Annotated in this window: 8 protein-coding genes and 1 riboswitch; of the genes, 1 reads left to right on the forward strand and 7 read right to left on the reverse strand. The window is 42.4% G+C overall.

Annotated features, from left to right (window positions below):
* Positions 1 to 142: 142 nt before the first annotated feature.
* Both CTY48_RS10190 and CTY48_RS10195 read right to left on the reverse strand, forming a co-directional pair.
* Positions 143 to 1,585 (reverse strand): ABC transporter substrate-binding protein, encoded by a 1,443-nt coding sequence (locus CTY48_RS10190; protein WP_099468389.1) that lies wholly within the window; start codon positions 1,583 to 1,585, stop codon positions 143 to 145.
* Between the two features lie 56 nt (positions 1,586 to 1,641).
* Entirely contained in the window at positions 1,642 to 2,661 is a 1,020-nt protein-coding gene (locus tag CTY48_RS10195) for a LacI family DNA-binding transcriptional regulator (protein WP_099468390.1), read from the reverse strand.
* A 456-nt stretch (positions 2,662 to 3,117) separates the two neighbouring features.
* Between CTY48_RS10195 and CTY48_RS10200 the strand changes: the two genes are divergently transcribed.
* Positions 3,118 to 5,553, forward strand: coding sequence for a GH36-type glycosyl hydrolase domain-containing protein (locus CTY48_RS10200; protein WP_099468391.1), 2,436 nt, complete (start codon positions 3,118 to 3,120; stop codon positions 5,551 to 5,553).
* A gap of 156 nt (positions 5,554 to 5,709) precedes the next feature.
* Here the strand turns inward: CTY48_RS10200 and CTY48_RS10205 are convergent, their stop codons facing one another.
* The 5 genes from CTY48_RS10205 to wecB all read right to left on the reverse strand — a co-directional run bounded on the left by CTY48_RS10205 (position 5,710) and on the right by wecB (position 16,037).
* Positions 5,710 to 7,890, reverse strand: a complete 2,181-nt coding sequence (locus tag CTY48_RS10205) for a methyl-accepting chemotaxis protein (protein WP_099468392.1) — start codon at positions 7,888 to 7,890, stop codon at positions 5,710 to 5,712.
* A 185-nt stretch (positions 7,891 to 8,075) separates the two neighbouring features.
* Positions 8,076 to 8,157, reverse strand: a riboswitch (cyclic di-GMP riboswitch).
* 102 nt (positions 8,158 to 8,259) lie between these two features.
* Positions 8,260 to 9,897, reverse strand: a complete 1,638-nt coding sequence (locus tag CTY48_RS10210; protein ID WP_099468393.1) for a TlpA family protein disulfide reductase — start codon at positions 9,895 to 9,897, stop codon at positions 8,260 to 8,262.
* 13 nt (positions 9,898 to 9,910) lie between these two features.
* Positions 9,911 to 11,752 carry an ArnT family glycosyltransferase gene (locus CTY48_RS10215; protein WP_099468394.1) on the reverse strand — a complete coding sequence of 614 codons (1,842 nt, stop codon included), beginning with the start codon at positions 11,750 to 11,752 and terminating at the stop codon, positions 9,911 to 9,913.
* On the reverse strand, positions 11,742 to 14,900 hold the full coding sequence (gene wsfD, locus CTY48_RS10220; RefSeq protein ID WP_099468395.1) for a glycan biosynthesis hexose transferase WsfD: 3,159 nt from the start codon (positions 14,898 to 14,900) through the stop codon (positions 11,742 to 11,744). Before wsfD ends, CTY48_RS10215 begins: the two co-directional genes overlap by 11 nt.
* A gap of 39 nt (positions 14,901 to 14,939) precedes the next feature.
* Positions 14,940 to 16,037, reverse strand: a complete 1,098-nt coding sequence (gene wecB / locus CTY48_RS10225; RefSeq protein WP_099468396.1) for a non-hydrolyzing UDP-N-acetylglucosamine 2-epimerase — start codon at positions 16,035 to 16,037, stop codon at positions 14,940 to 14,942.
* Positions 16,038 to 16,054: the final 17 nt, after the last annotated feature.

The following is a 16,054-nucleotide window of genomic DNA, read 5'->3' on the forward strand; positions in this document are numbered from 1 at the left end:
GCTCCAAAGTCTAAATCATCTTTCCTATTTTGGTGCTATAAAATAGTTAAAATGATGATAATTTTTGTTATGCCAGCACAAAATGTACTGGCATAACAATGGTTTGCAGGCTCCATGTTACATCCTGCTCATCAGCCTTTACCTACTCTGACAAGTAAGGGTACAGGTCAACTACATAAGCCTTGAAATCCTGCACTGCTGTATCTTTATCCTTTTGTCCGTTTACATAAGCACTTACCTGATCATCAAATGCATTTGTAATATATAAGTCTTCTGCGCACATAGCCGGAAGGTCAATTTTCTCTGCAAGAGGTGAGAAGTATGCTAAGAAATCCTGACCGCCAAGGAAGTCATATTTTCCAACGCCTTCTTGACTTAATGCAGCAACTGCTTCTTTATTGTTTACATAATCCAAAGAACCTCTACAGATATTTTTCATAATCTCAGTATCACAAGTAGCTGCCTTCATAATCTTTCCAGCAAACTCCGGATCAGAGCATCCTGCGGTTGCACCTAACCATGTACCACCCCAATAGTAAGCCTGAGGACCTGCGCACATAGCCCAGTCGCCGTAAGTTCCTTCTCCAACCTTTTCGCCGCCGCTGTTTGCCTTCAATGTCCAGTGCAAGAACCAAGTACATCCCATATAAGCAAATGTGTTATCGTTCTTTACGTTTGCTGCCCACTCATCGCTCCACTGTGATGTGCCGTTTGTCAAGCCTGCATCCTGTAATGCTTTTGCATAATCCATGTAGTTTAACATGGTATCTTCTACTGATACAACAGAATTCTCATCATACCAAGCATTTTCTCTTGAAGCCTGATATACACGTTTTACATCATCAACACCTGAGAATAATTTTGTCTCGCCGTTGGAAGCTTCAAGAATTTTCTTTCCTGTTGCAAGCATGGTATCCCAGTCTTTAAAGAATTCCTGAACCTTATCCGGATCAGATGTTCCAAGATACTTCTCTGCCAAGCTTCTGCGATACATCATTGCACCAGGAGCTGCCTGCCATGATAATCCTTTTACCTGTCCGTCTACAGTTGCAGCATCAATTGTGTACTGATACATATTCTTCATATCTGCTTCTGTAATGCCAAGGTCCGTTACCGGAAGTGTATAATCACTTTCTGTATACTTCATGATGTAATCCATTTCCATAGCAATCATATCTGGATACTGTGGATTTGTCGGATCTTCTAACAACGCATCAATCTTAGTCTGATAGTAGTCAGTACCACCTGTGTTTACGTATACGATTCTGTCTGCATCTTCCGGATAGGCTTCTGCAAAGTACTTAATAACGTTGTTCATTACATCTGCATTCCAACAGTAAACATAGAAAGCATCTTCAGCATCCGGATTACCTATAATTTCATTTTCAGGAATTTCCTCTTCTGCTGTCTCTGCTGCTGCCGCATCTGCTGTGTCTGTCACCTCAGTCGTGTCTGCCGCTTCTGTTGTGTCCGTCGTCTCGGTTGTTGTAGCTTCTGTTGAAGTAGTTCCCGAACTACCACAACCTGCAAGTGAAAGTGTTACCATTGATGCTGCCAGTGCTAGCGCCAACATTTTTTTCTTCATATTCCTTTTCCTCCCTTAATTTAATTAATTGGGTTATTGTCGTACAGTTATAAACTCTAACTGTTACCACCGATTCGTTTTACCGATTCACCCTCTAAAACCACGCCTTCTACTATTACTCTTTCAATTACCGCTGACTTTGGTTTCTCGATTAGCTGAATCAGCTTCTTTGCCGCCAACCTTCCAAGATTTTTCGTATCCTGCTTCAAGGTTGTAAGCCTTGGATCCAAAACCTGCGAGAGTCTTAAACCATCGTAACCCACTACCGAAATATCATCCGGAATTTTAAGTCCCCTCTCCTTTATCACATTGATGCCACCGATACTGGAGAAGTCATCCGGGTAAATAATACAGGTAGGACGATTTGCTAAATTCAAAAGCTCTCTTGTCAATATAGCGGAGGATTCCGTATCGTGGTAAATACCCTCCTTCACATATTCATCCGGTACAACTATCCCCAAACTGTCCAGAGTCTTGTAAAAGCTCCCCACACGATTCTGGGTTACCGAAGAATCGGCACCGTGAATATATGCGATTTTTCTATGACCCATTTCATAGATATAAGTGATCAGATCCTTCATGCCCTTAATATTGTCAGATATCACTGCAATCCGATTGTTGAAAGTATAGTCGATCGTAACAACCGGTAAATCGCTTCTGACCAATTCTAAAACCTCAGGATCATGAAAGTCCACACACGCTATAACAACACCGTCCACCCCCCGATACTTGCTGTGCTCCAGATAAGACATGGAGCTATGTACTTTGTTTCGGTTGATAAAGGTAATGTCATATCCTTCCTGTTCTGCCGCTACTTTAAAGCTATCCAGCACGTGGGAAAAATATTCATGGGTCAAACCACTCTGAGCCTCATCCACAAACAGCACTCCTATATTATAGGTTCTGTTTGTTTTTAACGCTCGCGCCGATGAATTCGGAAAATATCCCATTTCTTTTGCCGTTTTTCTAATAAACTCCTTCGTGGACTCTCCAATATCACTATGATCATTTAGTGCTTTGCTTATTGTAGCCACTGATACCCCACATTTTTGGGCTATATCCTTCATAGATACCATTTGTATTTCCTCCAATTAAAAATGTCGGTTTTATGTACTGCTCTGTTTATTATACTCGGTAATAACTCTTTTAAACAGGATATTTTAAAACTTAATCGTTTTCGTAACTCTAATATACAACATATTTTATACTTTTGCAAGTATATTTTTTAATTTTTTGTATGTTTTAACTTACTTCCTATTAATATATGGGATTAAATTAACACATTTTACATGTATTTTTCATATTTTTCGAATATTACGTGTTATTTTACGAATACCTTTACTGTATATATTTTCGTACAAGCATTTTCGACTTATTTTAATTAAATACATTTTTCTTAATTATCCTCTTGATTTATGGGGGATTATAGACTATACTAATGACACTAGATATTGTTTTGTATTTACTTAATCGTTTTCTAAAATGTAGTTTTTTTAATTCTTACCCTAGAAATATTAGAATGGAGAATCGATATGAAATTTGGATTTTTTGACGATAACGAGAAGGAATATGTGATTACAACGCCTAAAACTCCGCTTCCATGGATTAACTATTTAGGCTCAAAGGATTTCTTTTCTCTTTATTCCAACACAAGCGGCGGCTATTCTTTTTATAAAGACGCAAAGCTTTTACGCCTTACGCGCTACCGCTATAACAATGTACCGGCAGATAACGGCGGCAAATATTTTTACATAAACGATAACGGAACCGTTTGGAATCCGGGCTGGCAGCCTGCAAAGACAGCGCTCGACTCCTATGAATGCCGTCACGGGCTTGGCTACAGCAAAATCACCTCCTCAAAGGCTGATCTGGAGGCTTCTGTTTTGGCATTTGTTCCGTTAAAGGACAACTGTGAAATCAATCAGCTCGTACTTACGAACCGTTCCGACAAAGCAAAAACGTTTTCGCTTTTTTCTTATGTAGAATTCTGCTTATGGAACGCGATGGATGACATGACAAATTTTCAGCGTAACTTAAATATCGGTGAGGTTGAAATTGAAAATTCCGTTATTTATCACAAGACCGAATACAGAGAAAGAAGAAACCACTATGCTTTTTATGGTGTAAACAAAAAAGCGGACGGCTTCGACACAAGCAGAGATGCTTTTCTCGGCTCATACAGGGGAAGCGATAATCCTCTTGTCGTAGAGCAGCAATCCGCTTCCAATTCCGTTGCAAGCGGCTGGAGTCCGATCGGCTCACACTATTTCAGCATTACGCTTCAGCCGGGTGAGGCAAAAAGCTTTATATTCGTTCTCGGATATATTCAGAATAAGGAAGAAGAAAAATGGGAACGCGCAGGCGTTATCAACAAGGCTCCTGCAAAAGCTGTTTTAGAGCGCTATAAAAATGACAGCGACGTTACTGCTGCTCTGGCAGAATTAAAAGCTTACTGGCAGACTCTTCTCTCCAAGTATCAGGTAGAGAGCGGCGACCAGAAGCTGAACCGCATGGTTAATATTTGGAACCAATATCAATGTATGGTTACCTTCAATATGTCCCGTTCCGCCTCCTATTATGAATCAGGAACCGGGCGAGGCATGGGCTTCCGTGATTCCTGCCAAGATCTTCTCGGCTTCGTACATTTGATACCGGACCGGGCAAGAGAACGCATTATCGACATCGCTTCCACCCAGTTTGAGGACGGCAGCGCTTACCACCAATACCAGCCTTTGACCAAAAAAGGTAATTTGGATGTCGGAAGCGGCTTTAACGACGATCCGCTTTGGCTTATCGCTTGTGTGTCAGCTTACATAAAAGAAACCGGAGATTTTTCTATTTTGGAAGAAATGGTTCCGTTTGATAACGACGCATCCAAGAGCGCTTCCCTTTTTGAGCATTTAAGACGCTCCTTAAACTACACCATCACTCATTTAGGACCGCATAAGCTTCCTTTAATCGGACGTGCGGATTGGAACGACTGCTTAAACTTAAACTGTTTTTCCAAGGAACCGGGTGAATCCTTCCAGACAACAGGACCATCCGAGGGACCTGTTGCAGAATCTGTTTTCATTGCCGGTATGTTTGTAAAATACGGCAGGGAATACGCTGCTCTCTGCCGACAAATCGGAAAGTCTGATGAAGCAGCACGAGCTTTGCAAGCGGTAGATGAAATGTACCAAAGTGTTCTCGAAAGCGGCTGGGATGGCGACTGGTTTATCCGTGCTTATGATGCTGAAAGCAAAAAGATAGGCTCCCATGAATGTGAAGAGGGGCAAATCTTCATTGAGCCACAGGGCTTCTGTGTACTCGCAGGAATCGGTGTCGAAGAAGGACTCGCTCAAAAAGCGCTTGATTCCGTTAAGAAAAGACTGGATACAAAATACGGCGTTATGCTTTTACAGCCTGCCTATACAAAATATTATTTAAATTTGGGTGAAATCTCCTCCTATCCGCCGGGATATAAGGAAAACGCAGGTATCTTCTGCCACAATAATCCATGGGTTTCCATCGCAGAGACCGTAATCGGGCGCGGTGACAGAGCATTTGAAATCTATAAGAAAACCTGCCCTGCTTATATCGAGGATATTAGTGAAATTCACCGCACGGAGCCATACGTTTATTCTCAGATGATTGCCGGAGCTGATGCTCACTTCCACGGGGAGGCTAAAAACAGTTGGCTTACCGGTACTGCCGCATGGACCTTTGTCAACGTGTCTCAGTACATTCTCGGTATTTTGCCGGATTACAGTGGACTTATCGTCAATCCTTGTATTCCTGCAGGCTTTGGTGATTTCACATTGACAAGAGAATTCAGAAACGCCAATTACCACATTACAGTAAAAAATGAAAACGCTGTTCAAAAAGGCGTGAAGAAAATTATTGTAGACGGCACGGAACTTGACGGTAATTTAATTCCTTTTGAGGAAGGAAAATCAACCTATCAGGTTACTGTGATTATGGGTTAGTTTAACCCAAATACATCTTTAAGTATCCTCTCGCCAAGCGCGATTGATAGATTGACAGCAAAAAGGGAAGTCTGCGGACTTCCCTTTTTGTTGCTTTGCAACCCACTCGGGCGCAAAGTATGAACAAAGCTCACACTTTCTTATATTTCACTTTTTTCAGACCTTAAATGCGCTCACCGCGCCGATTAACTCTTCTGCCATATTGGCAAGATCAGTTGCGGACTTAGATATTTCCTCCGACACATTCGCCTGCTCCTCGGTTGCCGCTGTGATTTCCTCCACGCTGGCACCCGATTCCTCAATGATGACTGACATCTTCTCTACCGCTTGTGTAACAGCTGCACTGGAGTCTTTCACCGTTTCCACATGATCGACCACCTCATCCATGCCTGACACAAGCTCATGTACCGTCTTAGAAATTTCTTCAAATGCAGCCTTTGATTCCTGTACCGTCTGTATTCCAACTGAAACAAATTCTGTCTCGCTGTGCATCAATTTATTTGCCGCATGAATACTCTCCGTGATGCGGTCAATCAATACGGAAATACCCTTCGCTGATTCCTGTGACTGCGCTGCCAATTTTCCGATTTCATCTGCAACAACACCAAATCCCCTGCCGCTTTCGCCTGCTCTCGCCGCCTCAATTGAAGCATTCAGTGACAACAGGTTCGTCTCTTCCGCAATCTCGGTAATCATGTTGTTAATCGTACCTATTTCAGCAGACTGACGAATCAATTCGCCCATAACGTCCTCAATCTTTTCCGTTTGATGTTTAATCTGTTCCATTCCGTTGATGGCAGAGCCGATTTTTTCTTCTCCGACCTTTGCCTTTGTGCTTACCACACCGGCTTCCTTGGACATATCATTAATACGGCCAACGGAGTTAGATAACTTGGTATTCATATCATGTGTCATCGTATTAATTGTCTCAACGTATTCCGTCTGCTCCTGCGCGCTTGTACTCATATCAAACATTCTGTTTGAAATACTTTCCGCAGTCGAGGTTGTCTCCTCTGATGAGCTTGACAATTCCTCGCTGGAGCTTGATAAAGAAGCTGATATCTCAGAAATATGGTAAATAAGATTTCTTATATTTCGTATCATTGTGCTGAGGCTTCTTGATACCTGCTCTAATTCATCACCTTCTGTCGCCACATATACCTCACACTTTTTACAGTTTGTCATCTTGGACGCTGCATTTCCCTGTACGACACCGTCGCATAGAGTACCTGTCATCTCCCAGCATTTCAAATTTTCGCTCTTGTAAGCAGGGCAATCCGGTTCGTTACATTCCCTGATTTCCCAACACTTCTCAAGCTCTTTTTCTTCCATATGGACAGTTAAATCACCGCCGGTAACAACCTCCATAATTCCCTGTACCCTTTTGATTCTCTTAATCATAAGATAAGAGTTAAAGCCTGTTGCAAGTGTCGCTATAATGGTCATAAAAACACCGATTGCAATCGCTTCCATAAGCATCACTTTCACATCGGCTAAATATTCGGACTTTACCGCATTGACCGAAAGAGACCACCCTCCGATCGGCGCATATACATTTAGCTTTTCTACTCCGTTAAAAGTGTAGCTTAAAACACCTGTGTTTCCTGCTGTCATATCCGGAAGCACTGCTGTAAGCTCCGGCACTCCAATGTCCGCAATATTAGTTTGAATATATTTGGAATCAGGATGATATAAAAATACACCATTCTCATCAATCAAATATGCATATCCGTTCTCTCCAACCTTCACTGCCGACAGTATCTCATTCACATATTGTACATTCATGGAAATTGCCAAAACACCTGCCACTGTTCCATTTTTTTCAACCGGAACACTGACTACCTCGACATTATTTCCCGTTGATTTGGATGTAAGCATTTCACTGCGGGCAGTGTTTCCTTTCAGGCTCTCTGCCACATATGACCGATCCGACAAATCTGTGCCAACCAGGCTATTGTTGTTCGTGTCAAATATTACTTTTCCTGTTTTATCAATCAGTAATATATTTTCCAAAAATCCATTATTATTATCTACTACACTGCTTGCTAAAGCCGCAAAGCGATCTGTGCTTCCGCCCACTAATACATCCATGGTATCTGCGGACTTACTGAGAATTTTGAGCTGCACTTCATGATTGCTCCTAATGCTCTCTATCTCACTTTGTGCAGCCTGCAGTTTTAGCTGTATCTGTTTTTCGATCTCTGATGTGATTCTATTTGCACTTGAACGATATAATAGCGTTACAATACCTGATATCAAAACAATTAATATAATCAAATTGATCACGACAGTTTTCAATAGCAAGCCGCTTTTCTTTCTCTTTGCTTTTACTTTCATCTAAAAGCCTCCCTTGTTATTTTGACTACTCTAGTCTTCATCTTTTTGTGCACTACAAAATGAGGGGGCATTTTTCGCCTCCTCTATTGCTGACCATCCCCTTGGTCAGTCATCTCTTCTCCACCTCACTTCTATTATGTATATGTTCGCAGTCACCTGTCAGTTTTTAATCAATTTTGAAATTATCACAAATTGGCCGGTTGCACAACTAACTCCGAATTCCATATGTGCCCAGATATAGGAATCCCTCAACGTTTCCAACAGTGTAATCTTGCTTTTGGTTTATGAGTTTGCATTATATTATAAGATAAATAGGACTAAATTACTAGGGAATTAAAGATTAAATCTTTATAAATTTATATATTTACTTTATCTTCCATATATTTTTACATAAGCAAGCAGCGGCATAATTTGGTCAAACGAGGTAATCTGAGTGCCGTCCTCCATGCCGAATGCACCGTTATAGGCAAGCCCGGTGTCATCAATTCTCATTTTCTCCATCTTTCTCACCGCCTGATTGACAAGACTCGCATCCTCCTCGTTCGCCCCAATCATAGCAATCAGCGCATATACTGCTGTAGAATCATAATTATATCCTTCTGCCACCGTTCCTTTCACCGTATACCGCGCCTTCACACCCGCCCCGTTCATCTGCGTTTTCAGCCAGTTAAGCGTACTTTGCGGCAGCAAATCTGCCTCGGAAAGATGCAAAAGTGTTACCATCGCCTCTGCCATGTTCAAATCATCTTTTTCGTATTTCTTTGTTTTATAATTATACCAGCTATAATACAGCGGAAAATCATCGCTAATCTGTCCTTCTATCAGCAGTTCCTTGCAATTCTCATATGCCCCTGCAAAAGAGTCATCCGCCTCAGACAGCTTTTGCATTGCCACCAAATCCCCATAGCATAAGGTAAAACGTTTTGCATACTCTTTATCGTCCGCATCATAGAAATCAACAAACTTTCCGTTCTTCTGTCCAAATTTCAAAATCTGTGACTGATAAGTTTCTATTATCTCCTCATAGCCCCCCCACAAATCCTGTGCCGTCGTGAGCGCATCGTAGATTCGAAGGTCATCAATCAGTGCATTTACCTGGCTCGCCTCCCCATCCTTCACGGTCCATGCGGTCAGTCCATCTTTCCACATATAGGTCTGAACAAACCAAAAGACCTCGTCAAACAGCTCCTTGTCCTGAATATTGGCTGCATACTCTAGCATTGCTCCTTCACTTTCGCTTAAGATATCAGAGGCATAGGTAACACCACTGTCACTGCTATAGGCACTGTGGATTCCGCCGTTTTCATCCATCATTTGATTTGTGATAAACGAAGCCAGCGCATCGCTTCCTCCGTTTAATGCCTTATTTAATATAGCCTCAAACTTACTCTCCTGCGTAATCTGCTTTGGCGACCACGCCGTTATAATACCGTTTTCATCCAAAAAAAGTGTTGTTGGAATGTTATGGATTCCTAATCTGTCATATCCGCTAAGCTCCTCATCAAAATAAAGACCTTCTCCTATATTTAAACTGTCAAAATAGGCGAGTGCACTTTCCTTCGTCTCCTTGTCACCGTCTGTTTTGTTGATAAAAACAAAATTAATGTCACCATACTGCTTGGACAATTCCATGTACTGCGCCATCAAAGGCATCTGTTCCTCACAGTCACCACACCAGCTTGCCCAAAATACAACAACAGTCGGCTTCCCCTCAAATTCTGTAATATTGTGAAGCTCTCCCTTTTCATCGTAAAAAGTAAAATCGGGCACTTTACTGTATATCCAGCCGTTTTCCGGAAGCCAGAGGGTGCTGTCTGAAAGCCCTGCCTCCCAGTCATAGCCGTCCTCTGTCTGCTCCTCGCCTGCCAACTCTTCCTGTTCTAGCTCCGGTGCTTCTTTATCTCCGAATTTTATCAGAACAACGATTCCGATGACAACTACTATTCCCAATGCCACAAAAACAGTAAACAGAATTCGTTCCACCTTTTTCAACGAATTATCTTTCATGTACACTTCCCTCCTAATTTGTAGCTGCCACTTCCCGCTCTGCAATTTCCTCTGCTATTTCTGCTGTTTTCTCGGTTTCTTCAATCTCCGGCTTCTCTTCCTCTTGATATGCCTGTGATACCGTCATAATTACATTTCCGTTTTCAAGTGCCGCCTTCATGTCAAACACATTCGAGTAGGCTTCCGCTCTCATCTCCTCCATCATGCTTTCCTGCATCTGATAAGACTCCACCGCCTCTTGCATCTCCTTCGCCTCAACTTTTTCCACCCCTGACTGCTCTTTTCGCTTAAGCAGTGTCCGCTTGGCATCCTCATACAGAAGCGGCACACTCATACTTGACAGTATTGTGAAAACCTGCAAAATAAAGTAATGATACCGGTTTTGACTCTCCACAAACAAATGCATTGCCACCGTTCCCAAAAATAAGAGCACAAGCAGATATGCAAAGCTTCCTTTTTCCTTCCATAAATAAACCAAAGTGATTAACGCCATAAACACGATTATCATATAAAAAATATTGTTCATGTCACGCACAGCATACAAAAAATCACTTCTTTCCTGCGTCAGATTACCCTGCTCATCCAAAAATGCAATATTCCATGTTGCACCGTAATCATCATTTCCCCATAAAAGCTCATATTTTTCAACGAAGAGATTAAATATTCCCTTCGGATTGTTCGTGAGCCTCTGGAATGCCAAATCCCTGCACGTGATATGTGCCTGTGTTGCCGAACCGCTCGCTTCCATGCTCGCATATAAAAGCGCCGCATCCTCCTCATTCCAGCCGCCTTTTGACTCTGTATTCAGTCCTACCAAAAGATTGTATCCAAACGATGTGCTTGCAGACGGAAGTGTTCTGTCAACCGTCAGCTCTATATTTGTCGTTACCACATTCGAAACAATCATATAAGGGATAATGATGAGAATACATCGAATCCACCCCTTTTCCAGCATACGAAGCGTTAAAGGCACATTATTTCTGTGAATCGGCGGAAGCTTCATCTTCTGCGGCAATATTGTCAAAATCATTGCGGCAAGCAAAATCAATGCCATCGGACGGATTGCCGATGCAAGCCCGATGAACACGCCAAGTATCAGATGCATCACAACGCCCTGCCCTGCCAGCTTTGTATCCCCATCGTAATCCTTCACAAGCGATAGGAATATCCAGATGCACAGAAATAAGAAGAAGGTAAAGCTGTACTCTGCGGACAGCATTGTAATATAAAGCACCTGTGACGGCCAGAATGCACACAATACCAAGGCAATTAACCCTGCCGTTCTGCCTGCTAATTTTTTTGCAATTTTGTAGACAAAAAATACGGTCATAACAGAAAAGAACACATTTAAGTACTGCCCTGCCGCCACGCTCGCTCCCACGATGGAAAACAAGGTTTTTAATATGTAACAGTAACCCATAACATGAGGAAACATCGCGATGTAATCACTGTATCCTCTTCCTTCCTTTTGGATGGTTCCATCCTGTAGCAATACCGCTATTTCATAGTAGGTTTTATAATCGGATGCCGGCTGCATAGGAAATGCTGAAATTACGGCAATTCGAATCGCTGCAGCTGCAGCTAAAATAAGCAAAACAAATATAATTTCCGCATAGCGGTAAACCTTCAAATTTCCATGAAACGAATGTGTCATCCTAATTCTTGCCACAACCGCAGCCATAAGACTCACAAGCACCCACACGGCAAAAATCCCGACTAAAAGCATTCCCTTGGGCAGATAAGGATATTCCTGCCCCTCTCCAAGAGACATAAAGCCGCACACTAATATGTAGAGAAATCCGATTATGGCAAGTGACATGCAAAGATAATAAAACCAACTTTTCTTAAGATTCATGACGAAGCCTCCTATGCTCGAAAAACCATTTTACTCTGGGAACCAACAGAAAAATTCCCGTCATAACAACTAAATCATATATAAAACGGTACAGATAAAGCTGTTTCGTGTTATCCGCATAACCGTTTCCGATAAAAGTCAAAGGATACTGCAAAATTCCGACCGCTGAAATCATCAACAGTACAAAAAGAAGCATTTTATCCCGACTGTTTCTTTTCTTATTCCATATAAATTTTATACCAAGAACCCATTCCAGTCCAAACACAAGCATTACTTCCCAGAAATGACCAAACGTCAGATAGGAGCGTATCGTTCCCCATATATGAAACCGCTCTACCTTCGCATGCTCTTGCGTCGTCTTTTGCCCGACAAGCAGAATATAATCCGGCATATCCAAAGCCGCCGCCTGTGCGGTAATCTCCATGCTTTCATATAAAAGCTTCGGATGCTTCAAATAATACAAGAATAAGTCCGCGGTTGAAATCTTGGTGTAAAGCATCTCCTCCGCTTTCTCGGTTCGAGGCGGGCAATAATAAGCCTCTTTGGGAAGATAGGCGTGTTTTCCCGTGTCCACTGCCATTGCAGGGTCTAAACCGAGTTCTGTAAGCGTCTTAGCCGGGTCCTCCACAAGCATAAGCAAGCCATAAAATACAGACTGGTATATCGTATCCGGCGAAGAAATCCCGCTGTTGTTCTCATAAATATGAACAGCACCGACCGAGAGCCAGATACTCCCGATAAAAAACAAGGCATAATATAAAATTTTCTTCCATCGCTTAGATGGCTGGTGATACCAAAATAATACAAATGTGCCGGCAATAAGCACCGGTGTTGCAATCGTATACTGTGCCTTTGCACCGATAAAAAGTATTTCCGAAAATATTAAAATCAAAAAGGAGAATCGGCAGCTTCCTCTTTTGCTGTCTGCAATCTTTAGAGCTGAGGCGATTACCATAAGAAGAGAGACATATGCAATTCCTTCCCCAAACAGCGAATTAAGCCATCCTAAGTTTACCAAATCAAGTAAAACAACGAGCAGCACCATTGCAAACCAAAATGCCTTCACTCCAAATCGATGAAATAAAAACTGCATAATAAAAAATATACTAATTACAATAAGTACCGCATAAATTGCAGTGACATACACAGTCGAAAAGGAAAGTCCCACCATATTATCTATGATTTTAAGCGGAACAGAAAACCATATCTGAGAAAGCTCCCCCCAGGTTGGAATCACCTTCCTATAATCATAAGGCTCTACCCAGTCGTAGTTTTCCACTACTTTTGTAAGGGAAAGTTCATCGGAATTTTCCCAATCCTCTTTCGTATACTGAATATTCATAGCTGTCATCATTCGTCCGAAGTCACCGTTGTTATATGCCCCTATTCTACTCGGCAAAAATAAAACAAACGTCACGATAATCGCAGCGGCAACGGCAAACACCATCGCACTTTTATTCGTATTCGAAAATATCTTCTTCAGACAAAATGATTTGGCACAAAGAAGCCCCTCTTTCACTGCCTGACAAAATGGATTTGGCAGAAACAGCTCCTCCGCCTGTTTGAATGACTCTAGCACCTTCGATGGCTCCTCCGACGTCATGGCAATTTCCACTTCTGACTCTTCTTCCCCGGAAGCACTCAATAGCTCCCTCCACCACTGTACCGCTCTTTCTCCACCCTTTACAAGAAATCCTGCAAAGAAGAGCAGCATCATATCAAACGTAAAAATAAAATAATAATTTGTGCCGTCTGCCTCCGCAAATCCCTGCCATGCATAAATAGTCAAAAACTGTGTCACACAAGACAGCCACAAAAGCAGTCCGATTAGAGCAAGTGCATGATTTTCTCTGCTTTTTCCCAACCAGTATAACATTACAAGCAGTGCAAAAACAATACACGCAAAAGCACCGTATCCCATTAGACTTCTCGGAACAAGCAGTGCCCTAATCCACTGCCACCAGACAAAGCGCTCTACCCATTCTGTTCCCACATTCGCCTGCCTGTTGACAGCAAGGAAACGTTTTGTATCAATCTGTATCAAATGTCTTGCTGTTTCTTTTAATACATTTAAATAAAGAGACGGGTGTTCTTGGTAAAGCTTTAAAAGCTGTATATAACTAAGATATGAGAAAATCTCCGTCTTAGCCTCCTCGCTATATGGATAAATCACATAGCTCTCCTTGGGCAGATACGCATTTTTTCCGATATCTTCTGTCAGATTCGTATCCAAGGAAAGCTCTCGAAGTATCTCCTCCTTATCTTCGCTCTGCATCAGCGCTCCGGTTAAAAAGCTGTGATACATCTGCGTATCGGAGAACAACGCTTCATTTTGCAATGTATATCTCACATTACTTCTTACCACAAAGATAAGCAGCACTGTAAAAACAACATAATAGGAAACTCTCTTTCTCTTCTCTGGCCTGCAATAAATCATCGCCCAAAGATTGGCTCCGATTACAACAGGCAGATATACGATGTTGACCGCCCTCGCATTTAGGAGCAACAGGGAGACAAAAAGCAGCATCAAAATACTTTTTCCTTGTCCTCTCCCCTTTGAAGCCGCAATATGAAATAAAATAGTAAAAAATACTAAAAAGCTTACAAAATAAATACCGTTTCGATATAAGGAATTAAAATAAACTGTATAATTACCGCACAGAAAAACAAAGGTGCAAAGAAGTCCAATTGCCGCTGCCTTTTCCTTAAAAAAGCAGTAGGCTGATCTCGTGATGGAATAAATGCAGGCAATGGTAATGAAGAAAAACAAAATGGCAAGATACTGAGTAGAAAACGGAATATGCAGCAATTTACACATTATGCTGATGAGAGAAACCGGGTAAATAAGCGACTGAGCCGGCTCTAGCTGCAAGAGCCCTAAAAGCTGTATTTTCTCCACCTTAAATGTTTCGATTACTGTGACATACCGAAGAGAAGCCTCCTCCTGCTGTACCTCATCCGTATAGCTAAGCCCCATATCATACATGGTCTGGGTGTACTCTCCATAGTCGATTACCCCTGCCCTCTGACCGCCAAACATAACCGTCAGAGCAATCACAAAAGCCGTAACCGCCACAAACCCGGCAACAATCTCCTGATTGTTTCTGTAAAAGCTTATGAAACTTTCCTTTCGCTCTTTCCACCCCATATCCGCCCAATCCCCGTTTCACCCTTACTATCAGCTCAATTACAGCTTTTCCTTTAGTATTTTCACAATCTGGGCACACGCTGTTCCGTCTCCGTATGGGTTGGCGGCGTGGCTCATCTTGTCATAGGCTTCTCGATTGGTAAGTAGTTCTAAAAATTCATGGTATATCACATCTTGGTTCGTTCCGACTAACTTTAATGTCCCTGCTTCGATGCCCTCCGGTCTCTCTGTCGTATCACGCATCACCAAGACAGGCTTTCCAAGAGACGGCGCCTCTTCCTGAATGCCGCCGCTGTCCGTCAAAATCAAATAAGACTCATTCATAAAATTATGGAAATCCAGCACCTCAAGAGGTTCAATAATCCGCATTCTCTCATGGTTTTGGAATACTTCGTTTGCAGTCTGTCTCACAACAGGGTTCATATGAATCGGATAGACAACCTTTACATCCTCCACCTCCTCAAGCACCTGTTTGATTCCTCTAAAAATATGGTAGAGAGGTTCACCCAGATTTTCCCGCCTGTGCGCCGTCAGCATCACAAGCCTTGAGCCCTTTGCCCAATCAAGCACAGGATGCGAATACTCTGCCTTCACCGTTGTTTTCAGGGCGTCGATAACCGTATTTCCCGTTACAAATATATTGTCCTTCTTCTTTCCTTCCCGAAGCAGATTATCTCTTGCCGCCGCGGTAGGTGCAAAATGAAAATCGGCGAAAATCCCTACCCCCTGCCGGTTAAATTCTTCCGGAAATGGGGATTTCAGATTGTAGGTGCGAAGCCCGGCTTCCACATGCCCCACGGCAATGCCTTGATAAAACGCCGACAACCCTGCCGCAAAGGTCGTTGTCGTATCGCCGTGAACAAGCACAACATCGGGCTTCTCCTTCTCATATATATCCCTCATTCCGTTTAACACGTTCGTTGTGACATCATAAAGAGTCTGTCTGTCCTTCATAATCTCTAAGTCATAATCCGGCACAATATCAAAGGATTCAAGCACCTGCTTCAGCATCTGCCTGTGCTGCCCCGTCACACAGACAACTGTTTGAAATTCCTCTTCTTGCTTTAGTTCTAAGACAAGCGGGCACATTTTAATTGCCTCCGGTCTTGTTCCAAATACAACCATAATCTTTTTCATCGCAATCCTTCCTTCAT

This window comes from Konateibacter massiliensis (genome assembly GCF_900184995.1).
In the GTDB taxonomy this organism is placed as follows: domain Bacteria; phylum Bacillota; class Clostridia; order Lachnospirales; family Lachnospiraceae; genus Lachnotalea; species Lachnotalea massiliensis.